The sequence below is a fragment of the Planctomycetaceae bacterium genome, assembly GCA_039680605.1.
Classification (GTDB): Bacteria; Planctomycetota; Phycisphaerae; order SM23-33; family SM23-33; genus JAJFUU01.
Genome location: JBDKTA010000042.1, coordinates 1 through 25,837 on the forward strand (window position 1 = coordinate 1; position 25,837 = coordinate 25,837).

A 25,837-nucleotide genomic window follows, 5' to 3' on the forward strand; every position below is an offset into this window, starting at 1 on the left:
ACCTGCCGTCGAGGATGAAGATCATGCCCCCGCCGCTGACTGCTTCGTAGCGATGTAGTGAAGACTTTCAGGGCGCTGCCCTTGATAATAAAGCACTTACGTCGCCAACTGCGGAAGTTGGGCTAGCCGATGCTGCTGCGGCTTGCGGCGTTCCGCGGCCAGCCGTATCATGCGTTCGTTGAGGCCGATGAGGGATAACCTGCTGTCGGGGAGAGTAGCGATGAACTGGGGTAGATACTCGAAGGCGCGTGCGGCCGCAGTGGCCATCGGGTGCCTCATGATCATCTGTGCCGGCTCCCGCTCCGATGAGCCCGCCGCGCCGCCGCAAGGCGTACCCGCCTCGCGACTGGCCCGGCTGACGCGAGGGCTGAACCTGTCGATGTGGTTTGCCCAGCTCCCGCCCGACGAGAAGCGATACAAGTCGCACGTGACGGCTGACGACTTGCGATTGATCCAGCAGATGGGGTTTCGGTACGTCCGCGTGCCGGTGGATCCCGAGGCCCTGATCGTGGCGGGCAAGCCTGCTGAACTGAACGCAAAACACCTGGCGCTGCTGGACGAGGCGCTGGACAAGATAGCGGCCGCCGGCTTGGCGGTCATCGTGTGCCCGTATTTCAACGACGAGCCCAAGTTCCGACTCTTCACCGATCGCGCGTGGGCGGAGGGTTTTGTGCGGTTCAGCGAAACGTTCGCCGCCCATCTGGCCAGGCGAAGCCCCGAGACCGTCTTCATCCAGGTGCTCAATGAACCTTCGATCGACAATCAGCGTGCGTGGGACGTGCTTCAGGCGGTCGTGGCGGCCCGTATCCGCAAGGCGGCGCCGCGGCACACGATTATCGCTTCGTCCAACATGCGGGCCGGGGGACGATGGAATCTGATCGCCGGGTTCGTCTCCGGTCAGCCGCTCCAGGATCGCAACGTGGTTTACGATTTCCACTTCTACGACCCGGTTCAGTTCACGCACCAGAGCGCGAACTGGATGATGTGGCAGATTCACAACTATAAGAACATCCCGTACCCTTCGTCGCCGGAGATCATGGCCCCGCTGCTGGCGTCGATTGCCGAGGGTGGCCCGCGGGCATACGCCCGGCTTTATGGGCTGGAGCGGTGGAACCGCCAGCGCCTGCAGCGGCAGATTCAGCCCGCGGTCGATTGGGCGCGGCGCCACAAGGTGGCGCTGCTGTGTGGCGAGTTCGGCTGCTTCGGGCGTTTTGCCCCGCCGGCAGACCGCAACCGGTACCTCAAAGACGTGCGGGAGATTCTGGAAAGCCAGGGTATCGGCTGGGCCATGTGGGACTACTGCAGCGAGTTCGGCGTGCTGAACGAAAAAGACGGCAAGCGCCTGATCGACACGGAGACGGCCGCCGCACTGGGCGCCAGTGTCCCTAAAGGCGCCGCGGTGCTATCGCCAGCGGTGGCCGCCTCTCAGCCCGCCTCGGCCTCGTCGCCTGCCACGCAGCCTGCCCGCGGCGGGCAGTAGCATTTCGTCCACTTCTTACAGCCTCAGCGTCTGCGGCGACCTCAGCGGCTTAATCCACCGGGTCTGTCAGCGGGGTCTTGTGCGCTTTGCGCTCGAAGATCGAGTAGATCACCGGCACGAAGACCAGGGTGATCAGAGCCGAGGTGGCCAGTCCGCCGACGACGGCGCGGGCCATCGGGGCCTGGGCCTCGCCGCCGTCGCCCAGTCCCAGCGCCAAAGGCAGCAGGCCCAGGATCGTCGTCAGGGCGGTCATGAGGATCGGTCGCAGGCGGCGCCGCCCCGCCTCCTCAATGGCCGCTCGCAGTTCCATGCCGTCGCGGCGCCGCAGCAGGTTGATGGTGTCGACGAGCAGGATGGCGTTGTTGACGACGATGCCGCCGAGCATGATGCAACCGATGTAGCTCTGCATATTGAACGTGGTGTGAGTCAGCAGCAGCGTCAGCACCACGCCGATGACGGCCAGGGGCACCGAGAACATCACCACGAACGGATCCCGCAGCGATTCGTATTGGCAGGCCATCACCATGTAGACCAGCACCAGCGAGAGCACGATGGCCAGCAACAATTCGCCGAAGCTCTTCTGCTGCTCTTCGTAGTCGCCGCGATAGGCGATGGTGAAGTCGCGCGGGACCGGCACGGAGGCGAGCTTGGTCTGCACGTCGGCGATGACCGATCCCATGTCGCGCTGGCCGGTATTGGCCTGCACCGTCACCACGCGCTGGCGGTTGACGCGTTCGATCAGCACCGGTCCCAGGCGCGGGGCCGATTTCAGCACGTTGCGCAGCGCCACCGGCTGACCTTCGGCGTTAGTGATCGTCAGGTCGAGGATGTCCTGCAGGTCGCGTTTCTCGGCGTCTTTCAGGATGACGCGGATGTCGTATTCCTTGCCGGCGTCGCGGTAGTAGCCCGCCTGCGTGCCTGAGACCAGCGTCTGGAGCATCTCGGCGATCTGCTGGACCGTCAGCTTGAGATCGGCCGCCTTCGAGCGATCGATGACGATCAGTTCTTCGGGCGTTCCGGACTCGCGGCTGATCTTGATGTCGGTGACGCCTTCGACCGAATCGACCAGCCCCGCGACCCGCGCCGCCAGCGCGTCGGCCGTCGGAATGTCGTGCCCGCGAACCTCGACCTCGAGTTTTTCGTCATTGCTGCCCATCAGGCGGCCCATGAGTCCCTGCCCGGTGCGAACGCGGACGTCCAGGCCGGGGATCTTCCGCACCAGGGCCTTTCGCAATTCCTCGGCGACCTGCTCGCTGGACCGCGTGCGCTGCGAGACGTTCACCAGTGAGACGCGCATTTCGCCGCGGCTGCTGCTGCCGCCGCGCCAGGAATCGGCGCCGACCGAGGCCACCACGCTCTGGGCGTCTTTGCCGACGACCGTGGCGACGATCGCTTCGAGTTTCTTGATCTGCTCGTTGACGATGTCCAGGCGCGTCCCGACCTCCATCTCGGCGGTGATGCGCACCTCGGATTCATCGGTAGCGGGCATCAGTTCGCTGCCCACCAGAGGCACCAGCAGCACGCTGGCGCCAATGGCCGCAACCGCCCCGATGATTACGATCAGGCGATGGGCGAGGCTGACGTGCAGCATGCCCTTGTACCCTTCCTCCAGCGAGATGAAGAATCGTTCGCTGGCGCGGTAGAGCCTGGCGATGAAGCCTTTCTGCATCTTCTGGAGCCTGAGGATCTTGACCGCCAGCATCGGCACCATGGTCAGCGACGAGACCAGCGAGCACAGCAAGGCGCAACTGACCACCAACGCCATCTGCATGAACATGATGCCCGTCATGCCCTGCATGAAGACCACCGGCAGGAATACCGCCACCGTCGTCAGCGTGCTGGCGAAGACTGCCGCCGTGACCTCGTGCGTGCCCTCGATGGCCGCCTCCTCGATGGCCATGCCCTGCTCGTGCAGGCGATAGATGTTTTCCAGCACGACGATCGAGTTGTCGACGAGCATGCCCACGCCCAGCGCCAACCCGCCCAGAGTCATGATGTTGACCGTCATGCCGCCGAAGTACATCAGGCCGAACGTGGCGACGATGCTGATCGGGATCGACACGGCGATGATGATCGTCGAGCGGATGTTCCGCAAGAACAGCAGCAGCACCATCACCGCCAGCAAACCGCCGTAGACGGCGCTGGAACCGACGTTGGCGATAGCACGGCGGATGTAATCGGAGGAATCGATGATAGGCACCAGGTGGATCTGCGGAAAGTCGTGATTGATGCGGTCGATCTCCGCCCGCACGCCGTCGACGACGTCGACGGTGTTGGTTCCGCTCTGCTTGGTCACCGACATCATCACGCCGCTGCGCCCGTTGACGCGGACGTACTGGCGCACGCGCTGCGAAGTGTCCTGCACTACGGCCACGTCCCGCAGGCGCACCAGCGACGGACCGCGCGTCGCGATCACCTGGTTGTTCAGCTCCTCCACGTCGACATACTCGCCGGGCGTGCGGACGGTGACTTCATAGTTGCCCCGGTCGATGGTCCCGGCCGGCAGGTTCAGGTTGGCGCTCTTGATCCGGGCGATGACGCCGTCGAGGGGCAGGCCCAGGCCTTTTATCTTCTCGGGCAGGAGGCTGACGCGGATTTCGCGCATCAACCCGCCGCGGATGTCCAGCGCCGCCACGCCGGGGACCTGCTCGATGCGGTCCTTGATCTGGTCCTCGATGATCATCCGCATGCGCACGGGGTCCAGGTCGCTCGAGGCGCCCAGGATCAGCACCGGGAAGCCCGCCAGGTCCGCCTTCCATAGGATGGGCGTTTCGGCCTCCTCCGGCAGGCGCGATCGCACGCGGTCCAAGCGGCTGCGGACGTCGTTGGCGGCCTCGTCGATGTTGGCCGACCAGTTGAACGACACGCGGACGGAACTGTTGCCCTCGCTGGAGGTCGAGGTGACCTCCTCGACGCCGGGGGTGGCGCTGACGGCGTCTTCGATGGGGCGCGTGATGAGCTGCTCGATCTCCTCGGGGCTGGCGTTCTCATACGTGGTGCGGATGCTGATGCGCGGGCGCGTCACGTCGGGCATCAGGTCAACCGGCAGGCGCGACAGCGAGATCCCGCCCAGCAGAATCACCACCAGCGCCAGCATCGTCGTCATCACCGGGCGCTTCACCGCGTGGTGGGCTATTTTCATGGACGAGCCCCCTTCTTGCGAGGAGCCGGGGACGACCCTTCGCCCGCCTGGCCCGGCAGGATCACGGCGGCGCCGTCGTTGAGCAGGTGCTGGCCGAGCACCGCGATCTGGCCGCCCAGGGCGGGCTGGAGAATCTCTACCTGCTGGCCTTCGACGATCCCCTCAGTCACCGGAACGAAGACGGCCTTGAGTTCCTTGGGATCGATCGTGAAGACCCCGCGGTGGTTGTTGCGCCGCACCAGGGCCGACAGCGGCGCCACCGTCGCCTGGCGATGCACCGCAAAGACGATCCGGGCGCGGACGAACATGCCGGGCTTAAGAACGCGATCGTCGTTGGGCACGGCGATCTCGATCTGCGCCTGGCGCGACGTCTCTTTCACCAGTGGGGCGATGCGCACGACCTTACCTGTGAACGTGCGCCCGGGGAAGGCGTCGGTGTCGATGATCGCCTCCTGGCCGATATGCAGCTTGGGATAATCGCGCTCGATGACGGTGATGACGGCCTTGAGCGTGCTGATGTCAAGCACCGAGACGATGGGCTCGTTCGCCGAGAGCATGGCGCCCTTGTGAACGAATCGTTCGCCGATGACGCGGGGTTGGGTGGCCGCGCGGGTCGTGGCGGACTCCTCCGCCTGCCAGACGGCGTGGATCTTCGTGTACGCCAGGCGCACCTGGGCTTCCTTCAGGGCCGCCTCGCGCTGCGCCACGGCCGCCTGGGCGAGGCGGCACTTGGCCTGCTGGCTCTTGAAGGCCGCCTCGGCGGTGTCGAACTCAAGCTCCGAAGCAAGCTTCTTTTCGTACACCGTCTTGATGCGATTGTACTGCTTCGATGCCGCGTCGAGCTGGGTCTGGCAGTCTTCGACGGTGGCCTTGGCGACGTCGAGTTCGGCGTTGGCGGACTCGACCTGGCGAACGTATTCCTCATCGTCCACGGCGGCGATGAGCTGCCCCGGCTGGACGCTGTCGCCGACGTCAACAGTGAGCTTGACGAGCAGTCCGCCGACGCGCGGGGCCATGATAAACTGGGCGTTGGGCAGGAGGGTTCCGCTGAAATCGCCAACGTCGCGGATGTCGGCCTTGACGACCGGCGCGACCTCGATGGGGACGGCCTGCGTGCCGCCGCGGCGCCCCTTGGGCGCGTCGGACGCTTGCTGCACTCGCTGGTAGATCAGCCAGCCCAGCCCCGCAAGTGCGGCCAGGGCGAGGACGATAGCGATGGCTTTTTTCATACGAACTCCTTACGCCTCGGCGCCCCCTGGGGCAGCGGGCCGGTTGGGTGGTGAGGGTTTGCCCTGCCGCCGCGGGGCGCGCGGGCGCGGGTCGGCGGGTCGGACGGCGTTGCAGAATAACTCGACCGCGAGCTTGCGCGCGTGGGCGGGCTTGAACATGTCTTCGAGATCGCGGGCCTGCGTTCGAAGCATGCCCAGGAGGAAATGGGCCAGCGCCTCAGGCGCCACGTCGGGGCGGACGGACCCTTCGCTGACGCCGCCGGCGATGATGTCGGCCACCGCCGCCACGAGGCTGCGCCGGCTCTGGAGCCATCGATCGCGGATGGCGCCTTTGCACCAGTACATGCGGGCGTCTTCGGACTGCATCATGCGGAACAACTGGCGGCGTCGAAGGAAGAACTCGCTGATCTGCCCGCACGCGCCCAGGAGGCGGCGCGGGAAGGGGGCGTCTTTGGGCACGTTGCGGCGCAGCAGAGCGCACATCTGGTCGAACCCGCTGGTGGCGACCTGGAAGAACAGATCGTCCTTGTCCTTGAAATGCAGGTAGACGGTGCCCTTGCCGACACGGGCCTCTTTGACCACGTCGTCGAGAGTGATCTCGTGCAGACGGCGGGTGGTGAACAGCTTCTCCGCCGCGTCCATGATTTCCTGTCGGCGGTCGCGCCGGGCCATGGCATGCTCCAGTCAAAACTGACCGGTCAGTACTGAATACTGGAATATAACACGCCGGCCGCGAGGACGCATCGGCAAATATTCGCCCCGACTGCAGCCCGGAAAGAACAATCGGCGACGACCACCAGGGCAACAGTCGCCATGGCACCCAGAATGGCGCCGGGCGGCCCTGCGCTTGCCTGTCCGCCGCGCGCGGTCTATCATGGCCGCTGCTATGGAGAATCCCATGATCATGCAGTATCCCGGTACGAAATCGTCCTGGCAGGGCTTCGACTGCTACAGCTTCCGCTGCAGCGGACACCAGTGCCTCATCGTCGCGCCGGACATCGAAGCCCCCGGGCGACCCTGGGTCTGGCGGGCGATCTTCTTCGGGCACGAGCCCCAGACCGACATCGCCCTGCTGCGGCGCGGATACCACATCGTCCACATGAGCGACATCGCGCCGCTGCACGGTAACGCCGCGGCCGTGCGGCACTGGAACGCGTTCTACAGGTTCCTGACCAGCGACTTGGGCTTTGCCGCCAAGGCCGTTCTGGAAGGCTTCAGCCGCGGGGGGCTCATCATCTATAACTGGGGCGCCCGAAACCCCGATAGGGTCGCCTGCATGTATGGCGACGCGCCGGTGTGCGACATCTGCAGTTGGCCTGGCGGCAAAGGCGCCGGTCGCGGGTCGCCGCCGGACTGGCGCCAGTGCAAACGCGCCCACCGTCTCAGCGAGGCGACGGCCGAAACGTTCAAGGGCAGCCCCGTCGACAACCTCGCCTCGCTGGCCAAAGCGCGCGTGCCGATCCTGCACGTCATCGGTGAGGCCGACACAGCCGTGCCCGTCGCCGAGAACTCTGACGTGGTCGAGAAGCGCTATCGCGAGCTGGGCGGGCCGATCACGGTCATCCGCAAACCCGGCTGCGAGCATCACCCGCACAGCCTCAAAGACCCCGCGCCCATCGTGAACTTCATCCTGCGACACACGCCGGGGATGGCCGCCGTCGCGCTGGAGAGCATCCGCGGCAGGGTCTGGCACGACCTGCGCGGCGGGCTGGACAACTGCCGCGTTGTTATCGAAAAGAAGAATCGCGCCCGGGTGGCCTTCCTGGGCGGGTCGATTACCGAAAGCCCCAACGGCTGGCGCGACCTGACGTGCAAGAACCTTCAGGCACGCTTCCCGGACACGCAGTTCGACTTCGTCAACGCCGGGATCAGCTCCATCGACTCCACCGGCGACGCCTTGCGCACGCAGCGGGACGTGCTCGCGCGCGGGCCGGTCGACCTGCTGTTCATCGATGCGGCCGTCAACGACCTGCACAACGAGCGCGACGCTCGCGCCCGCGTGCGGGCGATGGAGGGCATCATCCAGCAGGTCCGCCGGCACAGTCCGGCCGCCGATATCGTCATTCTCTGCTTCATTGATGCGCGGTACCTGCCGGTCCTGGCACGCAACGAGATGCCGCCCGTGATCGTCAGCCACCTCCGCGTGGCGCGGCACTACCGCCTGCCCTCGATCAACCTGGCCAAGGAAGTTCACGACCGCATCAGCGCCGGGCAGTTTGAATGGTCCGACTTTCGCGACTGCCACCCCTCGCCCTTCGGCCACGAGCTTTACGCGCGCTCGATTGAGCGGCTGTTCGACGACGCGTGGGCCAAACCGATCGAGACCGTCAAACCGCGCCCGCATGCCATGCCCAGGCCGCTCGACAAACGCAGCTACGGCCGCGCGGGGCTGGTCGATATCAGTCGGGCAAAGCGCAGTGCCGGTTGGAAGATCGTCAAACGGTGGAAGCCTTCCGATGGCGTCGGCGGGCGAAAGGGCTTTTCAGATGTTCCAGCCCTGGTGACGACAACACCGTGGCAGGAATTATCGCTGCGATTCAGCGGGACAGCCGTTGGCCTGTTCGTGGCCGCCGGCCCGGACGCGGGCATCATCAACTACTGCATCGACGGCGGAGCGCGGCGGACGTTAGACCTGTATACAAAATGGAGCCAGTGGCTTCATATCCCCTGGGCGGCGATGCTCGACGACGATCTGCCGCCGGGCAGGCATGAACTATTTATGTGGATGGACGGCCAGTCGAACCCGGCCTCGAAAGGCGCCGCCTGCCGCATCATTCACTTCCTGGTGAACGCATGAGCAACTTCTTTATCGGCATCGACGGCGGGGCCAGCAAGACGGCGGGCGTGGCCGTCGACGAGCAGGGGCAGGTGCTGGCGGCGGAGAAGACCGAAGGCTCGGCCATCTTTGCCGAACCGGCTCCGCAGCCGCTGCGCGTGCTCAAGGGGCTGGTCAAGTCGCTGCGGACCGCCGCGGGCGTCAAGAGCGAAGACCTGACGATCGGCCTGGGACTCAACGGCGTGGACTTCGACGACGAGATCCCCATGCAGCACGCGGCCATCGCCGAGGCGCTGGGCGTCGACAAGAGCAGGCTGATCCTCGTCAACGACGGGATCGTCGCGCTGTGGGGGGCCAGCTCCGCCCGCGGTGCGGCCCTGTGGCAGCACGGCTCGTCGTTCACCTCGGCGTATCGCAGCGACTACGGCCACGAGACGCTGTTCGACAGCCTCGACGTGGGCAAGTGCTACGACATCCGCGTGCAGACGGTGGCGCTGGTAGCCCGCATGATCGACGGGCGCGCCAAGCCCAGCGCGCTGCGGGACACGATCCTCCAGCACCTGGGTCTGACGCCGCGCCAGTACGCCGCCGCCGTCTGGCGCCGCCACGCTGACGCTACGCGAATGTTTACGCTGGCCAAGGTGGTCTTCGACGCCTTCGAAGCCGGCGAACCCTCGGCCGCCAAGCTCGTCGCCGCGGCGATCGACGACTACGCCATCGCCGCCTCGGCGATGATCGCCCAGACCGGGCGCAATGACGCGGAGGTGGCCTTCGGCGGCGGCGTGATCGCCCAGGCGGGAGCGACCTTCTGGCAGCGCCTCACGCAGCGCGTACACCAGCACAAGCCCGCCGCGTCAGTCATCCGAGCCCAACTGCCCCCAGAGTGCGGCGCCGCCGTGATGGCCGCCTTTGCGGCGGGGATTGATCCCAAAGCATTCTTTATGCACTTGCTCCAGTCGTGGAAAGACGCATCGGCACAGGTCTGAACCAGAGAAAGGATCGCGTCATGGGGAAGATATCTTGTCTTCAATGCGGAACGCGGAATGACGAGGAGGCCCAAGCCTGCAAGAAGTGCGGCAAGCCTATAGAGAGAATTGTGAAAGAGCCGGAGGAATTCGTCGCGTTCACACAACGAACACTGGAAGAATCCGGCGCTAACGAGCCGCGCAACGGAACAGGTATTATTCTTACGGTAATGATGGGCCCCAGCTTCCTCGCAGCTTTTTTCATGATCGCCTGGCTCCTGATCAGGTGGGAGAGCCCCAAGAATTCTTTTTGGTGGGTTCTGGGAGAGAATGCCTTCCTGGCGTTAACGTTTGTCGTCTTGGCGATAGTATCCAAGAGATACAGGGTCATAGCAGGAATTATTGGGCTGGTTCTGGTGGGACTGCTGGAAATGGGCACTGTATGGTTCATCATCATGAAAGACCTCTACACTTGGCCGTTCATTGGAGGAGCCATATTCAAGGCGGTCATTTTCCTGACGTTATTGGCCACGATGCCCGATGCGTTTCGCTTTGAAGAGAGCCTCAAGGCAAGGTAGAAGAATGAGACGGTCGAACCTTGGACGAGCTGACTCAGTGGTGAACGTGGAGATCTTTCCGGATGCTCTGATCCTGGGGCAGTCGCTGGCGATGGAGATCCTCGCCGGCGTGACCGAGGGCGCTGCGGCGGGGCGGCGGTATCTGCTGGGCTGCCCCGGCGGGCGGAGCCTTAAGAGCACGTATGACGCGCTGGGCGAACTGGCTGCGGCGGCGCAGGCGGACCTTTCGGGCGTGGTCATCGTGATGATGGACAACTACGTCCTGCCCGACGGGCGGGGCGCCTTCACGCACTGCGACGACGAGGCACATTACAGTTGCCGGCGATTCGCGCTGCGGGAGATTCGCGACGTACTCAATGTCGGCCTGTCTGCCCAAAGGCAGGTGCCGTTGCAGAATGTGTGGCTGCCGGACCCGGCTGAACCGGCGGCGTACGATCGGCAAATCGCCCAGGCTGGCGGCGTGGACCTGTTCCTCACCGCCAGTGGCGCCAGCGACGGGCACGTGGCCTTCAACGCCCCGCCGGCGCCGGCCGACTCGCGCACGCGGATCATCACGCTGGCCGAAACGACGCGACGCGACAACCTCGGGACGTTCCCCGAGTTTGAGTCGCTCGACGAGGTGCCTCGCCACGGCGTGTCGGTTGGCGTCGAGACGATCATCGAACTCTCGCGCCAGGTCGTGCTGGTGATTCACGGGGCGCACAAGGCCCCGGCCGTCGCCCGCCTCGCGGCCTGCAGCGACTACACCAGCGACTGGCCGGCGAGCCTGATCTTCCGCGCCATCGGCGGGCGGGTGCTGCTGGATGAATCCGCCGCTGTCGGATTGGGAAACAACTGACCAATGCCTCTGTGGTGAGTTTTGCGAGAACGGAACAACCATGAAGAGCGGATTGAACGTTTGCATCGTTGGCGCGGGCAGCAGCTACACGCCTGAACTGATCGCCGGACTGATCGCGCAGTCGCGAGCCGGGCTGGCAGTGGGCGAGGTGCGGCTGGTGGATGTCGACGCGCGGCGGCTGGGGATCATGGCCGCCCTGTCGCAGCGCATGTTGAACCCGGCCGGCTGCAACGTCATGCTCCACAGCGGTCTGGAACTGGAGGCGATGCTTTCGGGGGCGGATTTCGTCATCACGCAGATCCGCGTCGGCGGCATGAAGTCGCGGTACATTGACGAGTCGGTCCCGCTCAAGTACGGCCTCATCGGGCAGGAGACCACCGGCCCCGGCGGGATGTTCAAGGCCCTGCGCACGATCGGGCCGATGCTCGACGTCGCCCGCTGCGTCGAGCGCGTCTGCCCGCAGGCGTTCATCCTCAACTACACCAACCCCAGCGGGATCATCACCGAAGCCGTCAGCCGCCACAGCGGCGCCCGCATCATCGGCCTGTGCAGCGGCATGCCCGGCATCCAGGAAGATATGGTCCGCCGTCTGGCCGGGACGTATCCGGATCTCAAAACCTACTGCGCAGGGCTCAACCACCTGGGGTTCGTGCATAAGTTCATCGCCGGTGGCCGCGATGTCTCCGCCGCAGCGATGGCCGAACTGATCGCCCAGATGCGAGCCGAGGGCAGCGAGAACAGTCTCGACTGGGCAAGCATGCTCGAGGCCCTGGGCGCCTGGCCCATCGCGTACATCCACTATTTCCTGCACCGGCGGCGCATGGTCGAGCACGCCCAGGCCGCCCCGCGAACGCGGGCGCAGGATATCGAGGAGATCGAGCGGCAGGTCTTTGACCAGGCCGCCGATCCGAGTTGCAGCGACAAGCCCGACGCCCTCCAGCGCCGCGGCGGGGGCGGCTACGCCAATATCACCTTCGAGACCATGCGGGCCATCGTCGACAACACCGGCGCCGAGTTGACCGTCAGCACGCCCAATCGCGGCGCCGTCGAGGGCATCGAGCCTGCCGCCGTGGTGGAAGTCACCTGCCGAGTGGACGCCGCCGGCGCCGCGCCCATCCCCGTTGGCCCGCTGCCCCTGGCGTGGCGCGGGCTCGTGCTGGCTGTCAAAGCATACGAAACGCTCACAGTCGAGGCCGCCGTCACACGCAGCCGTACGACCGCAATCCGGGCCCTGATGAACCACCCGCTGGTGGGCGATCTGGACGCGGCAACGAAAGTCGTGGACGAAATGCTCGCGGCCCATGGCTTGACCTATTGAGTTCTCGACATAGAGACGCAGAGGGACAGAGGGGGGAAGAATGGAATAATGGAATGATGACGCGAGCGAACGGCCTTCATGGGCCTCGATGTTCATGCAGCCCGTCGAATAAGTCGATATGCTAAGATAGACGCTGCCGTGGCGGAGCTTTGCGCCGCGGCTGAGACTTGAGGTTGCCTCCATGCCAAAACGCCCGATGTGCCTGGCGGGATTCGTCCTGATCGTTGTGCTGGTGCTGACGCCCCAGCCGGCGCAGGCGTATATCGACCCGGGCACCGGCAGCTTGATCCTGCAGGTCGTCGCCGCGACGCTGCTGGGCGTGCTGCTGGGGGTCAAGCTGTTTCTGCGGCAGATCGTCGCGGCTGTGGCGGGACTGTTCAGGGGCAAGAGCCGCCACGCTCAGCCGACGCAGGAGCGCCCTAAATGAGCGGTCCGCGACAGGCCGCCTCCTTTCGCGACCCCAGCGGATTCCTGTTCACTCGCGACGGTGTGCTGTATCGCCAGGTCAACCATCGCTACGCTCAGCACTATGACCTGCTGATGAAGTCCGGGCTGTGTGACGATCTGGTCGGGCGCGGGCTCATGCTCGCCCACGAGGAAGCTCCGGCCGATCTGGCCTGCGAGCCGCCGGCGTACAAGGTGCTGCAGCCGCAACCTGCAGACTTCATCTCCTACCCCTACGAGTGGTGCTTCAGCCAACTCCAGGACGCCGCCCTGGCGACGCTGGAGATTCAGTCCCGCGCCGTTGAAAAGGGAATGACCCTCAAAGACGCCAGCGCGTACAACATCGCCTTCCATCGCGGGCGGCCGGTGCTGATCGACACGCTGAGCTTCGAGCCCATGCCCCAGCCGCGCCCCTGGGTGGCGTATCGCCAGTTCTGCCAGCACTTCCTGGCGCCGCTGGCCCTGGCGGCCCGGCGCGACATGCGCCTGACACAACTGCTGCGGGTGCATATCGACGGCGTGCCGCTGGACTTGGCGTCGCGCTTGCTGGACTGGCCAAGCCGCCTGCGCCTGGGCTTGCAGATTCACCTCCACGCGCACGCCCGCTGCCAGCGCCGCCACCAGAACGACGCCGCTGCCCCAGCTGCCGCCCTTCGCCCCATGAGCCGCCGCGCCCTGATGGGTCTGCTCGACAATCTGCGAGCGACGGTCGCGGGATTGAAGTGGCGGCCTTTCGCCAGCGCATGGTCCGGCTATTACGACGACACCAACTACACCCCCGCCGCGATGGCCGACAAGAAGCGCCTCGTGGACGAGATGATCGGCGAGGCCGCGCCGGCCACTGTCTGGGACCTCGGCGCCAACAGGGGGCTGTTCAGCCGCCTGGCGTCGCGGCACGGCATCTTCACAGCGGCCATGGACATGGACTTTGCGGCTGTCGAGAGCAACTATCGCCAGGCGCGCGACGAGAAAGACCCGCACCTTCTGCCGCTGGCGATGGACTTGACCAATCCGTCGGCGGCTATCGGATGGGCGGGACAGGAGCGGATGAGCCTGGCCCAGCGCGGCCCGGCCGATCTGGTGCTGGCGTTGGCGCTGGTGCATCATCTGGCCATCGGCAACAACGTGCCGCTTGGTCAGGTGGCCCGGTACCTGGCGAGCCTGGGGCGGCGGCTCGTCATCGAGTTCGTCCCCAAGGCTGATTCCCAGGTGCAGCGCCTGCTGGCCAGCCGCGAGGATGTTTTCAGCGAATACTCGCAGGAAGCCTTCGAGAAGCACTTCGGGGAGTTCTTCAGCGTTACCCGGCGCCAGCCTATCGCGGACTCGCAGCGAACGCTCTACGCCATGACCGTAGCGGCTGGTCCGCAGTTACTGAAGTGACCCGATTCCGCAGATGGAGCCCCTAGACTGAAACAGGGGCTGCCCAGAGGGCCAGTTCCACTTTAGAGGGGGAGGAGCCATGAATACCCGATATGTCTGGACGCTTGCGGTTGCGACCGTTCTGGCCTGGGGCGCCTTCGCAGCAGTGCTGGCGCAGTATCCGCCTGTTCCTCCCGGACAGGTGAATCAGACGAACGCGTCGCCCACGCCGGTCCCGCCTCCCGAGGACGCCACGGTAGGGGCGGTCGCTCCGCCGGTGGCAGAAGTTTACCGCTGCGAGGAACTGACGCGCCGGTTGCGGCAGATACTGGATCAGGCCAAGGCCGCCTCGGACGCCCAGGATTCGCGGGCGGCGTCGGGGCACATCGCCCGGGCCATCGAACTGCTGGCTGAACAGGGTCCTAAGCAATGGCAGCGTCGCGAGCAGGCGGACGTGCCGTAGCGGCGAGGCTGTGCCAGATTTCTACATTTTTCCGCGCCTGACGGGGATTTCAGATTGTAGATTTCCGCTGAGGTCGGAGAAGGGCGCGGAAAAGGAAATGCTGGACATCACTCGACTGAAAATTCTGTCCGAGACGTCCGAGATGCTGCGTGCAGCCTGCGTTTCGGTAGTGGCGATGATCGCCGCCTCGGCGGCGATGGCACTGGCGGGCACGCCGGACGGCAAGGCGCTGGCGGCGGCTGCGATGGCGCTGATCGCGGGGGCCTTGGTGGTGCAGGTCTACTGGGCGGTGCGGCAGTCGCGACGCTCGGACGAGCGCCGCCGCCAGGCGGCATCCGACGCCGAGGAACATTACGCCCAGGTGCTGTATCGGATTATGAACTTCGTCGAAGCCCGCGACCAATACTGGAGCGGGCACAGCGAGCGCGTGGCCAAGTTGACCGAGCACCTGGCCCGGCGCATGGGGCTGGATGAGGCGATGTGCCGCAAGCTTCACATGGCCGGGCGGTTGCATGACATCGGCATGATTGCCATGCCCGAGGACCTGATCAAGCGCAACGCCTTGCTGGGCGTGGACGACTACCGCCGCCTCATGCCGCACAGCCAGATCTCGTACGACGTGCTCAAACCGATGACGCTGCTGACCGACGTGCTGGGGGCGGTCAAGCATCATCACGAGCGCATGAACGGCACGGGATATCCTGACGGGCTGGCCGGGGCGGAAATCCCCCTGTCGGCGCGCATCCTGGCGGCGGCCGACGCCTACGATGCGATGACGCACGACCGCCCGCAGCGCCGGGCGATGACGGCAGGGGGGGCCATCGCGGAGCTGCGCCGCTGCTCGCCGGCGGGGTACGACCGGGCGGTGGTCGACGCCCTGGCGGATATCATCAACGTGACAATGCTGGAAAACCGCCCCGCCCCGGTGGCGGTCGAGGACTGATTTGCGTTACAGGTCGGAGTACTTGTCTGGGCGGCAGGGCCGGCGTTGAACCCGACGCCGGCCTTGCTGTTTCCAGCGAAAAAGCCGCGAGACTCGATCATTCGTTGCCGGTGTTGTTTCCGGAAGGGGACTCCTCGGGTCGGCCCTGCTTGCGTCCGGCGAGCGACTCGACGTGTCCGGGGCCTTGCTGGCCTTTCATGGCTTCGTAGATTTCCTCGCGGTGGACGGGGATATGCGCCGGGGCCTCAATGCCCAGGCGCACCTTGTCGCCGCGGATGTCCACGACGGTGATCTTGATGTCATCGCCGATCTTAATGGATTGATCGCGTTGTCGAGACAGCACCAGCATCCGAGGCTCCTTCCACGGATCGCCCGCGCGGCAGCATATCGGCCCACATACGTGGGGTCCGCTCAGCGTTCCTGAAACCTGGCCACGGATTTTATCGGCCAGACGGACCGCCGACGTGAGAACCTTTCCGAGAATCTGAAAAATGCCGGGAAAAGAAGATCCTCGATCCCAGGTCCTCGATCCTAGGGTTCCCGCCCGAGGATCTAGGATCGAGGACCTTAGGATCGTTTCATGCCCGCGATATTTTGATTTTCCATGATGGCATCTTGCGTTACGTTGTGGGCATGAATGCCATTGAAAATCTCAAACCGCCGGTCAAAGTCGTGGAGTGGGTCGGCGACGCCGTCCGCGGGCACTTGCGGATGCTCGACCAGACCCGCCTGCCCAACGAAACCCTCTTCATCGACTGCAAGGACGCCCAGGCCGTCTGGGACGCCATCAAGCGTCTTGCCGTCCGCGGCGCGCCGGCCATCGGGGTGGCCGCCGGGTACGGTATGGTCGTGGCGTCCCAGTGGGTGCCCGACGGCAACGATTTTCAGACGGGTATGGAGGCGGCGGGGGAATATCTCAAGAGCTCGCGCCCAACGGCAGTGAATCTCGAATGGGCGGTACACCGCGTGCTGGCGCGCTGCCAGCGGGTGCTCAGCCAGGACTTCAACGAATATCGCAAGGCGATGCTGGAAGAGGCCCAGGCCATTCACGCCGAGGACGAGGCGATGTGCCTGGCGATCGCCCGCAACGCCGCCCCGCTGGTGCAGCGCTGCAGCGGCGTGATGACGCACTGCAACGCCGGCGCGCTGGCGACGGCCGGAATCGGCACCGCCACCGCCGGCATGTACGCCGCTCACTCGGCCGGTCACGCCTTCACGGTCTACTGCGACGAGACTCGCCCGCTGCTGCAGGGCAGCCGATTGACCGCCTGGGAGCTGGCGGCCGCGGGCATCGATGCGGTGGTCATCACCGACAACATGTCCGCCCAGGTCATGCGCGAGGGGCGGGTGCAGATGGTCGTCGTCGGGGCCGACCGCATCGCCGCCAACGGCGACGCGGCCAATAAGATCGGCACGTACGGTCTGGCGATCGTGGCCAAGCGCCACAACGTGCCCTTCTACGTGGCGGCTCCGTACAGCACGTTCGACCTGAACCTGCCTTCCGGCGAGGGCATCCCGATCGAGCAGCGCGGCAGCGACGAGATCACCGAAGGCTTCGGCCGCCGCACCGCTCCGCAGAACATCCGCACGTATTCCCCCGCCTTCGACGTCACGCCCGCCGAGTTGATCACCGGCATCATCACCGACCGCGGGATCATCAGTCCGGTGACGACGGAGAATGTCAGAAAAGTTGTGAGTGGTGAGTTGTGAGTGGGGGTGCGGGCAGCGGCGATAGAAAAACGCGGGGTGGCATGGCGACAGGCGTAGCGGGTCGCCGTGGGCAGGCGAAGTCAAGGTGTCGCCGTGGCCAATTTCTTGTACTTCTGCGATCTCCGCATTCTCGGCGGTGGATATCCGGGATAGACAGTCATCTTCCGGCAACGGAAGATTGCGTGATCTGGGCCATCAGGCGGCGGCAGGCGGCTTGGAGGTCTTTCATTGCGCCGGCGGAAGCGTCTTTGGCCAGTTCATCTCTGCGCTGTTGCTCGTAGGCGGCGGGATATTCCTTTTTCAGGAGGCAGTCGCCGGTAGCCGTGCCGAGGATGGCGCCGGTGCGGCAGTCCAGCAGGACGGCCTGGGCGACCGTCTTGTACTCGCTGACGTTGCCCGGCACGGTCCACAGGCCGATGATCGTGCAGTACAGGATCGCCGCGTCGGTGGTGTTGGAAACCTCGCTGTCGGCTTGCAGATACACCAGCAGCAGTTCGCAGCCCATTGCCGCGGCAGACTGTCGCAGCGAGTGCAGCGTGGGCCTCTCGCTGTGGTGGACCAGCGGCGTGATCGGGCGGATGCCGTGGATGATCTTGCGGTCGGGGCAGATGGCTTCCCATGCGTTGAGTTCCGCCGCGTCGATCGGCGTCAGGTAAGGCTGAAAACCCGAGCAGTGGCTCTTCAGCGGCGCCAGGGCGATCGAGGCCGGCAGCTTGGCCGATATCTTCGCGTCCAGCCTGCGGGCGATGTCGGCGTCGGTCAGCGACTCCTCGATCTGGCTGACATGGCGCGGTTCGCTGACCACACCGGCGCGGACCATGTCGGCCACCGGAGGTTCCATGGCGTTGTGCGAGGCGCATCCGGTCATGACGGCGGAGAGCAATCCCCAGAGGCACAATGCAGTTTTCATTCGAGAGTCCTTTCGGCCGCTTGAGGGTGCGGCATTGCATGTCTGTATTCGCCCGGGGTGTGCGGTGCGCAGGAATTCCCAAAGGTTTCGCCACGCATTTCGCGATTGCCACTGCCGGTGCGGGCGTCTATGCTAATGCTTTCGAAGCTGTTATGAACGATGACCGAGACGCCAGCATGTCGGAACTTAGTCACGAGAATCGCGATCTGATCGACCGCTGTCGCCAGGGCGACCAGCAGGCGTTCAACGCGTTGTACGCACGGCACGCGCCGCGCGTGGCGGCGTTTCTGCTGCGCAGCGGGTTCGTCCAGGCCGACGCTGAGGACCTGACGCAGGAGACGTTCCTGCGGGCGTACCGCGGGCTGGATACATACGACGCCGACCGCGGGGGCTTTGGCGGCTGGTTGGCTGCCATCGCCCGCAATGTCGCGCGGCGGCACTGGGCGCGGCGCGTGACGCCCGAGCATTTCGATCCGGACCTGGCGGACGACATTTTCGAGTCCGACGTCGACGCGGCGCCGCAGCAGGCGATGACGGCAGAGCAGTACGAGGCGGTTCGTCTTTGCCGCAGCGCCCTGCCTCGGGAGCTGCAGCGGCTGATCCATCTTCGCTACGTCGAGGGTCGCAGCACGCGCGGCGTTTCGCAGGCGACGGACCTGCCCGAGGCGACCGTTCGCCTGCGCCTCAACGGGGCGTACGGGATGCTGCGGCGGTGCCTGCGCGAGAAGGGGTTCGCGGTCTGAATTATGCGCTCGATCACGGCGGCGGGATATAGACGATAGAGGACGATATGAGCGAAGCCCAGCAACAACCTCAAGACGCTCTGGAACGACTGCTGCGCAAGAGCGGCGCTGAACAAGCCGTTCTGCAGGCCCGCGCGGGGCAGGCGCCCGCTTTGAACCAGGAGATCGCTGATATGACGCACGCCCAGGAACCGCCCGCCGCCGGGGCGGTCACGCCGCCGCCGCCGCCGGAGACGGAAGAACCCATCCCCGCCGACCTGCCCCGAAAGTTCGGCGCCAACATCTGGCTCAGCCGCCTGATCCCGCTGTCGGTGGCCGCGGCGCTGCTGGCCGTGGTGGGCATCTTCCTGTACAACTCCTCCAGCGCCGGGACCGGCAAAGAGAAAACCATCGCGAGCCTCCGGCAGGAGCTCTCGGGCGCCGAGGCTGCCGCCGCCGAGGCCAAGACCAGGGCCATCGACCTGGAGAACCGGATCGCGCGGCTGGAAAGCGCCAAGGCGCAGGCCCAGCAGGACCTCATCAAGCTCAGGACGGAACTGCAGAACGCCAACCTGCTGACGGCGTCGGTCGAGAGCCGCGCCGCCCACGCCGCAGAGCAGGCGGCCCGGTTGCAGAAAGAACTCGATCAGTCGCAGAAGATCAACGTTCAGCGCCAGGCGCAGGCCGAAGATCTCAGTGCCAACATGGCCAAGCTTGTGCGCGAGGTCGACGCCAAGAAGGACAAGAACGAACAGATCCGCGCCGAACTCGAACGCACGCTGGCACAATATCGCCAGGGCATCGCCCAGCAGAACACTGCCGTCGCCCAGTACCAGGCGCTGCGCCTGCAGTACGCGGCACTCTTTGAAAGTGCCCAGCAGGCCTACCTGGGCGCCAAGGCCGGGCAGGACGACAACCTCGACGCCAGGCAGGCGGCTTTGAAGCGGTCTAACCTGCTCAAGCGCCTCGCCCCGCTGCGACAGCAGCCGATGACCGAGGCCAGCCGCAAGGCGCTGGAGACCAGCGAAGTGCTGCTGACGCGTCTGGGGATGGTCAATCCCGCGGCGCCGGGCGAGGTGCATGGGTTCATGTCGCTGCTCAAACGCAGCGGCGTGAGCGAACAGATCGATGCCGTGCTGGCAGGCGCCGTCGAGAGCGAAGCCCTTCGCGGCTGGCTGTTCGAAGCGAAGATGATCCTGGGCTGACGAGGACCCACCATGCCAATGAAACTACAGCCTTGTGTGATCGTTGTTGCCGCCGCCATGATGGGCTGTGCGTCGATGGAAATGCCAAAATTTCCCGTGATGCAGATGCCCTGGCAGAAGAAGGCCCCGTCAACCCAACCCGCCGCGCCTCCCGTCACCAGCATCAAGCCCACCGAGGCGATGGCGACCTTCCACGAAGGGCTCTCGCTTCTGGCGGAACTGCAGTATGCCCAGGCCGCCTTGAAATTCCAGGCGGTCGTCAACCCGCTCGATGAAGCCGGTGATCGCAAGCACGCCAGCGAAGCGTTCTTCTGGTTGGCGTTCTGCTGCGAGAAGCAGGGCATGATCGACAAAGCCAAACCCCTCTATCAACAGTTGATCAAGGTCTACGGCGACACGCCGGCCGCCGACTTGGCACGCCAACACCTGGCCGATCTCGGCGGCAGCGCCGCCTCGCCGCCCGCCCCCGTCCCGCCGGTGCAGACGCCGGTGGACCTGGAAACGAAAGCCCCGCCCCCGCCCCGGTCCTTCTGACGGAACTGGATGAGAATCTTCGCAGCTCAGGGAATCGTCGAATTTCTGCGCGAGCAGGCCGACCGCAATCGTTTCCTCCCGCATGTTTCACCGCCGGCTGGACGTATAATTCTGCGGGAGGGACGATCATGATCCGCAAGCTCAAGAGTGGCAAGTACCGGCTGTATTCCCGCAGCCCTAATCCCAAGACGGGCAAGCGTCGCAACCTCGGCACGTTCGACACGCGCCAAGGGGCCGAAAAGCACGAGCGCGAGGTTCAGTACTTCAAACGGCATTGAAATGCGAGCGTGTCATTCGTGTTCTCTCCGGATATCGAGCGTTGTTGACGGACTACTCCACGTCTGCATAATGGCGGCATGAGCGGCGTCACCGTTGTCACAGCCGACCGCATTCATCAGCCGCGGGCGCATGCCGCCGTGCGGACGGGGGAATACGTCTTCTCGCAGCTTATCCCGTACATCGGCAACAAGCGCAAGCTCCTGCACGTGATCGATGCGGCCGTGCGGCACAGCGGCTGTCGCGGCGGGCTGTTCGTGGACCTCTTCACCGGCAGTACGGTCGTGGCGCGGTGGGCCAAGAAACAAGGCTTTGCGGTGCTGGCCAACGATTGGGAGCCATACGCCTGCCAGATCGCCCGCGGCACCGTGGCGCTCAACGCCGTGCCGGCCTTCAAGGCCTTGGGCGGCGCCGCGGCCGTGTTTGATAAACTCAACGCCCTGCGGCCGCTCGATGGGTACGTCAGCACGCACCTGTGCCCGTTCGACGATGCCGCTGCTGATCCTCTGACCGAACGGATGTTCTTCACGCGCGCCAACGGGATGCGCATTGACGCCATACGAGAGCAACTCGCGCAGTGGCACGCCCAAGGCAAGATCGACGACGACGAACTGGCGTACGTGCTGGCGGCGCTGATCTACGCCGTCAGCTACGCCAGCAACACCAGCGGCGTGTTCAAGGGCTACCATCACGGCTGGGGCGGACGCACGGGCACGGCGCTTTACCGGATCCTCGCGCCGCTGACGCTGAGCCCGCCGCTCTTGCACGACAACGACCGGACGAACCTGGCGACACAGGCTGACGCGCAGGCGCTGGCAGGCCGATTGACCGAAACGCTCGGCAGAACGCCCGACATCGTTTACATCGACCCACCCTATAACCAGCACCCCTACGGCAGCAACTACCACGTGCTCAACACCGTGGCGCTGTGGGACAAGCCGGCCTTGGGCGCAGTGACCCAAGCGCGCGGCAACAAGGCGGCGATCCGCACCGACTGGCGCACCAGCCGCCGCAGCGCGTACAATCATGCTTCTCAGGCCGCCGCGGCGTTTGCCGATCTGATCGCGACCGTTCAAGCCCGCCACATTCTCGTCAGTTACAGCACCGACGGCACGATCCCCCTGGCGGAAGTTCTCGCGCCCCTGGCCGCCCGCGGCGCGCTGCACGTCTTCACGCAGGCCTACAAACGCTATCGCGTCAGCACGCCGCGGATGAGCGCCAAGTCGCACACGGTCGAGTTCGTGGCCGCCTGCGATACAGCAGGCACGCCACAGCGGCGCAAAGACGTGGAACGAATGTCGGAGAACATACTACAACAGGAGCAGCGGGGACGGGGGAGAGCGGGATTACGCGGATTCAAGGGAAGATAAAACCAGAATTAGAGACCGATCGCTCGATCTTTCCTGGTCCGTTCGTATCCTCTTAATCCGGTTTTAATCTTGTAATCCCGCTCTCCCCATCCCCGAACAAATGCGCGGGGCAAGCCTCGCTTTGCAAGCTTACTACCACAACCGCGGGCGCGGCGTTAAAATCGACTCCATGGACATTGCATTATCGTTTCTTGGCGCGGCGCAGAACGTTACCGGTTCGCGGCATCTGCTGGAGATGGATGGGCGGAAGATCCTCGTCGATTGCGGGCTCTATCAGGAACGCCGGTTCCAGAGCCGCAACTGGGACCCGTTCCCGATCAAACCCTCGAAGCTCGACGCGGTCCTGCTGACCCACGCGCACCTCGATCACTGCGGGCTGCTGCCCAAGCTCGTCAAGGAGGGCTTCAACGGCCGCATCTACTGCACCGGCGCCACCGCCGAGATCGCGCAGTTCATCCTGCTCGATTCGGCCCACATTCAGGAAGAAGACGTGGCCTTCAAGCGCAAGCGCCACGCCAAGCAGAACCGCGTCAGCCCGTTTGGCTACCAGCCGCTGTACACCACGGAAGACGCCCAGAAATGCGAGGCCCTGTTCGCGCCCGTGGCGTACAACACGCCGATTGAAGTCGCCAAAGGAATCACGGCCGTCTTCCACGAGGCCGGACACGTCTTTGGATCGAGCACGATCAGCGTCAGCGCTCAGACCAACGGGATGGCCCGGACGGTCTTGTTCTCGGGCGACGTGGGGCGATGGAACAATCCCATCATCGCCGACCCGGACCTGGCGGGGCAGGCGGACTACGTGCTGGTCGAGTCGACCTACGGCGACCGCCTGCACGACCAGGACGCCGACATCAACGACCGCCTGGCCGACGTGATCAACCGCGCGGTCGCAGCCGGCGGCAACATCATCATTCCCAGCTTCGCCCTGGAGCGATCGCAGGAGCTGCTCTACCGCCTCAACCAACTGCACGACGCCAAACGCATCCCGCACCTGCCGGTGTTCCTGGACAGCCCGATGGCCATCCGCATCACGCGCGTGATGAAAGAACACCCCGAGTGCTTCAATTCGAACATGGCCGAGCAGATCCGCAATCATGGAACCCCGCTGGATTTTCCGGGGCTGATGATGACCGAGACGACCGATCATTCCAAGGCCATCAACGCCGTCAAGGGCTCGTGCATCGTGATCGCCGGGTCGGGTATGTGTACCGGCGGGCGCATCAAGCACCACCTGGCGCATAACATCTCCAACCCGCGCAGCACGATTCTGTTCGTGGGCTACCAGGCTGTTGACACCCTGGGACGCATCCTGCTCGACGGCGCGGGCCAGGTGCGCATCCTCGGCCAGGAGTACCAGGTCAAGGCCTCTATCGCCCGGATCAACGGCTTTTCCGCCCATGCCGACCGCGACGAGCTGATGTGCTGGCTGGCGGGTCTGGCCCGGCCGCCGCGGCAAGTGTTCGTCATTCACGGCGAAGCCCAGACGGCGGTGAAGTTCGCCCAGTACCTCACCGAAAAGACCGGTTGGTCGGCGATCGCCCCGAACTACCAGGACCGCGTGGTGCTGAGCTGATATGGAGTGCGGTAGCCTTAGCTGCCGCTTTGCCAGTTTTTGGCATGAGCAGGACCATCTGCTGAGTTGAAGTGCTGGCAGGACCTCAACGTAGACCTCCTGCGAGGATTCAGCTGACCTAGAGTGAGCGGGAACGCTGAGCCTGATCGCGGAGGCTTTCCAGCGGCTTGAAAACTGCCAAAGCGGCAGCTAAGGCTGCCGCACTCCACACAATTTGATTTTGACGCCGTCGTATCATAGGATATCCCCGTAGCCCCGCGCGGGGCTGGTCACCTTTTCGCACTCAGATGAGGACAACGACTATGGCGCAGTATTCCGTCAGCCCCAGCGGCGAAAAATACAAGATCCCCGAGCAGGACGATTATGTCGCCGAAATGAAGCGGTTGACCGGCCTGGCTGCCGCAGCCCGAAAGAACGGCCAGGAGGTCGTTGTCGTCATGGGCGTCGGGTTCGTGGGTGCCGTTATGGCGGCCGTGGTCGCCGACACCGTCGACAAGAAGACCAAAAAGCCCAGCAAGTTCGTTATCGGCTGTCAGAGACCCAGCGCGAGGAGCTACTGGAAGATCCCCATGCTCAACGAGGGCGTTTCGCCGGTCAAGGCCGAGGACCCGGAAGTCGACCCGATGATCGCGCGGTGCGTGCTGGAGAAGAAGACGCTGACGGCCACCTTCAACCCCGACTGCCTGACGCTGGCCGACTGCGTCGTCGTCGACGTGCAGTGCGACTATTCCAAGCGCGACCTGGGCAAGATGAAGACCGGCGAGACGGACATGGCCGCCCTCGAGGCCACCATGCGCACCATCGGCGAGAAGATCCCGCCGCAGTGCCTGGTGCTGATCGAGACGACGGTGGCCCCGGGCACGACGGAGTTCGTGGCCTGGCCGATCCTGAAGAAGGCCTTCGCCACGCGGGGCATCGAGGAGACGCCGCTGCTGTCGCACAGCTTCGAGCGCGTCATGCCGGGCAAGGAATATGTCGCCAGCATTCGCGACTTCTGGCGCGTCTGCAGCGGTTGTGAGCCCCAGGCCCGCGCTCGCGTCGAGAAGTTCCTGCGCGAGGTGCTCAACTGCGAGAAGTTCCCGCTGACGGTGATGGACCGCCCCATCGAGTCCGAGACCACCAAGATCGTCGAGAACTCCTACCGCGCGACGACGCTGGCGTTCCTGCACGAGTGGAGCCTGTTCTCCGAGCGCAACGGCGTCGACCTGATCAAGGTCATCAACGCCATCAAGATGCGCCCCACGCACAGCAACATGATCTTTCCTGGACCGGGCATCGGCGGGTACTGCCTGCCCAAGGACGGCGGCTTGGGCTACTGGGCGTACAAGCACATCCTGGGCTTTGAGGACGGCGACGACATCTTCAAGATCAGCCCGACCGCCATCGACATCAACGACACGCGCGGGCTGCACGTGGCCACGCTCGTGCGAGACGCCCTGCGCAACATGGGGCGCTACATCGCCGGGGCCGACGTGCTGATCTGCGGCGCGTCGTACCGCCAGGATGTCGGCGACACTCGCTACAGCGGTTCGGAAATGGTCGTCCGCCGCCTGACCGAGATGGGCGCCGAGATGCGAGTGCATGACCCGTACGTCGAGCACTGGTACGAGTTGGAAAGCCAGGACACCTACCCCGCCCCCGGGCATTCGTGGGCGAGGTTCTTCCGCAACCAGGAGCACCTCAAGGACCTGCGCATCGAACAGGATCTGGCCAAGGCCCTCTCCGGCGCCGAGGCGGTCATCCTGGCCGTGCCCCACGCGCCGTACCTCAAGCTGACGGCCGACGAGGTGGTTAAGATGGCCGGGGCGCCGCTGGCAGTGATCGACTGCTTCGGCATTTTGAGCGACGATCAGATCCGCCGCTACTTCGAACTCGGCTGCGAGGTCAAGGCCTTGGGGCGCGGGCACATCCAGCGCATCAAAGAAGAAATGCGCCGCCCGAAGAAGCCCGGCAAAGGCAAAGCCGCCGGCGACGAACCCTACGCCAGCGCGTAACCGGC

Annotated in this window: 23 protein-coding genes; 18 read left to right on the plus strand and 5 right to left on the minus strand. The window is 65.0% G+C overall.

Annotation, left to right across the window (positions count from 1 at the left end):
• Positions 1 to 220: 220 nt before the first annotated feature.
• Positions 221 to 1,480, plus strand: coding sequence for a cellulase family glycosylhydrolase (locus ABFD92_12015; protein ID MEN6505261.1), 1,260 nt, complete (start codon positions 221 to 223; stop codon positions 1,478 to 1,480).
• Between the two features lie 49 nt (positions 1,481 to 1,529).
• On the opposite strand, the gene ABFD92_12020 is transcribed toward ABFD92_12015, so the two are convergent.
• The 3 genes from ABFD92_12020 to ABFD92_12030 are packed head-to-tail and all read right to left on the minus strand — an operon-like array spanning position 1,530 to position 6,523.
• Entirely contained in the window at positions 1,530 to 4,622 is a 3,093-nt protein-coding gene (locus ABFD92_12020) for an efflux RND transporter permease subunit (GenBank protein MEN6505262.1), read from the minus strand.
• Positions 4,619 to 5,851 (minus strand): efflux RND transporter periplasmic adaptor subunit, encoded by a 1,233-nt coding sequence (locus ABFD92_12025; GenBank protein ID MEN6505263.1) that lies wholly within the window; start codon positions 5,849 to 5,851, stop codon positions 4,619 to 4,621. Before ABFD92_12025 ends, ABFD92_12020 begins: the two co-directional genes overlap by 4 nt.
• A gap of 9 nt (positions 5,852 to 5,860) precedes the next feature.
• On the minus strand, positions 5,861 to 6,523 hold the full coding sequence (locus ABFD92_12030) for a TetR/AcrR family transcriptional regulator (protein MEN6505264.1): 663 nt from the start codon (positions 6,521 to 6,523) through the stop codon (positions 5,861 to 5,863).
• A 226-nt stretch (positions 6,524 to 6,749) separates the two neighbouring features.
• Between ABFD92_12030 and ABFD92_12035 the strand changes: the two genes are divergently transcribed.
• From ABFD92_12035 to ABFD92_12075, 9 genes are all read left to right on the plus strand, one after another.
• Entirely contained in the window at positions 6,750 to 8,648 is a 1,899-nt protein-coding gene (locus tag ABFD92_12035) for a GDSL-type esterase/lipase family protein (GenBank protein ID MEN6505265.1), read from the plus strand.
• Complete coding sequence (locus tag ABFD92_12040; protein MEN6505266.1) at positions 8,645 to 9,613, plus strand: BadF/BadG/BcrA/BcrD ATPase family protein; 969 nt, start codon at positions 8,645 to 8,647, stop codon at positions 9,611 to 9,613. The genes ABFD92_12035 and ABFD92_12040 overlap by 4 nt, the downstream gene beginning before the upstream one ends.
• A gap of 20 nt (positions 9,614 to 9,633) precedes the next feature.
• Positions 9,634 to 10,170, plus strand: coding sequence for a zinc ribbon domain-containing protein (locus ABFD92_12045; protein ID MEN6505267.1), 537 nt, complete (start codon positions 9,634 to 9,636; stop codon positions 10,168 to 10,170).
• Positions 10,171 to 10,207: 37 nt separating this feature from the next.
• A complete protein-coding gene (locus ABFD92_12050; protein MEN6505268.1) occupies positions 10,208 to 11,008 on the plus strand; it encodes a 6-phosphogluconolactonase in 801 nt (266 codons plus the stop codon).
• 40 nt (positions 11,009 to 11,048) lie between these two features.
• Positions 11,049 to 12,326, plus strand: a complete 1,278-nt coding sequence (locus ABFD92_12055; protein MEN6505269.1) for a 6-phospho-beta-glucosidase — start codon at positions 11,049 to 11,051, stop codon at positions 12,324 to 12,326.
• 181 nt (positions 12,327 to 12,507) lie between these two features.
• Positions 12,508 to 12,753: a hypothetical protein gene (locus ABFD92_12060; protein ID MEN6505270.1), complete on the plus strand. Its 246-nt coding sequence runs from the start codon at positions 12,508 to 12,510 to the stop codon at positions 12,751 to 12,753.
• On the plus strand, positions 12,750 to 14,150 hold the full coding sequence (locus ABFD92_12065; protein MEN6505271.1) for an SAM-dependent methyltransferase: 1,401 nt from the start codon (positions 12,750 to 12,752) through the stop codon (positions 14,148 to 14,150). The genes ABFD92_12060 and ABFD92_12065 overlap by 4 nt, the downstream gene beginning before the upstream one ends.
• Before the next feature lie 79 nt (positions 14,151 to 14,229).
• Positions 14,230 to 14,592, plus strand: a complete 363-nt coding sequence (locus ABFD92_12070) for a hypothetical protein (GenBank protein ID MEN6505272.1) — start codon at positions 14,230 to 14,232, stop codon at positions 14,590 to 14,592.
• Positions 14,593 to 14,689: 97 nt separating this feature from the next.
• Complete coding sequence (locus ABFD92_12075) at positions 14,690 to 15,535, plus strand: HD domain-containing phosphohydrolase (GenBank protein ID MEN6505273.1); 846 nt, start codon at positions 14,690 to 14,692, stop codon at positions 15,533 to 15,535.
• 97 nt (positions 15,536 to 15,632) lie between these two features.
• On the opposite strand, the gene csrA is transcribed toward ABFD92_12075, so the two are convergent.
• Positions 15,633 to 15,884: a carbon storage regulator CsrA gene (csrA, locus tag ABFD92_12080; protein ID MEN6505274.1), complete on the minus strand. Its 252-nt coding sequence runs from the start codon at positions 15,882 to 15,884 to the stop codon at positions 15,633 to 15,635.
• 284 nt (positions 15,885 to 16,168) lie between these two features.
• On the opposite strand from csrA, the gene mtnA reads away from it, so the two are divergent.
• Positions 16,169 to 17,245, plus strand: a complete 1,077-nt coding sequence (gene mtnA / locus ABFD92_12085; GenBank protein MEN6505275.1) for an S-methyl-5-thioribose-1-phosphate isomerase — start codon at positions 16,169 to 16,171, stop codon at positions 17,243 to 17,245.
• A gap of 157 nt (positions 17,246 to 17,402) precedes the next feature.
• Here mtnA and ABFD92_12090 read toward each other — a convergent pair whose 3' ends face one another.
• Entirely contained in the window at positions 17,403 to 18,155 is a 753-nt protein-coding gene (locus ABFD92_12090; protein MEN6505276.1) for a hypothetical protein, read from the minus strand.
• A 152-nt stretch (positions 18,156 to 18,307) separates the two neighbouring features.
• Here ABFD92_12090 and ABFD92_12095 point away from each other — a divergent pair, with 152 nt between their 5' ends.
• From ABFD92_12095 to ABFD92_12125, 7 genes are all read left to right on the plus strand, one after another.
• On the plus strand, positions 18,308 to 18,898 hold the full coding sequence (locus tag ABFD92_12095) for a sigma-70 family RNA polymerase sigma factor (protein ID MEN6505277.1): 591 nt from the start codon (positions 18,308 to 18,310) through the stop codon (positions 18,896 to 18,898).
• A 47-nt stretch (positions 18,899 to 18,945) separates the two neighbouring features.
• Entirely contained in the window at positions 18,946 to 20,082 is a 1,137-nt protein-coding gene (locus ABFD92_12100; GenBank protein MEN6505278.1) for a hypothetical protein, read from the plus strand.
• A gap of 12 nt (positions 20,083 to 20,094) precedes the next feature.
• Complete coding sequence (locus tag ABFD92_12105) at positions 20,095 to 20,616, plus strand: tetratricopeptide repeat protein (protein MEN6505279.1); 522 nt, start codon at positions 20,095 to 20,097, stop codon at positions 20,614 to 20,616.
• A gap of 128 nt (positions 20,617 to 20,744) precedes the next feature.
• Positions 20,745 to 20,894: a hypothetical protein gene (locus tag ABFD92_12110; GenBank protein ID MEN6505280.1), complete on the plus strand. Its 150-nt coding sequence runs from the start codon at positions 20,745 to 20,747 to the stop codon at positions 20,892 to 20,894.
• A gap of 78 nt (positions 20,895 to 20,972) precedes the next feature.
• Positions 20,973 to 22,262: a DNA adenine methylase gene (locus ABFD92_12115; GenBank protein MEN6505281.1), complete on the plus strand. Its 1,290-nt coding sequence runs from the start codon at positions 20,973 to 20,975 to the stop codon at positions 22,260 to 22,262.
• Positions 22,263 to 22,431: 169 nt separating this feature from the next.
• The gene (locus tag ABFD92_12120) at positions 22,432 to 23,838 is read left to right on the plus strand and encodes an MBL fold metallo-hydrolase (GenBank protein MEN6505282.1); all 1,407 of its coding nucleotides are present in this window, start codon (positions 22,432 to 22,434) and stop codon (positions 23,836 to 23,838) included.
• Positions 23,839 to 24,140: 302 nt separating this feature from the next.
• The gene (locus ABFD92_12125; GenBank protein MEN6505283.1) at positions 24,141 to 25,832 is read left to right on the plus strand and encodes a UDP binding domain-containing protein; all 1,692 of its coding nucleotides are present in this window, start codon (positions 24,141 to 24,143) and stop codon (positions 25,830 to 25,832) included.
• The last annotated feature ends 5 nt before the right edge of the window (positions 25,833 to 25,837 follow it).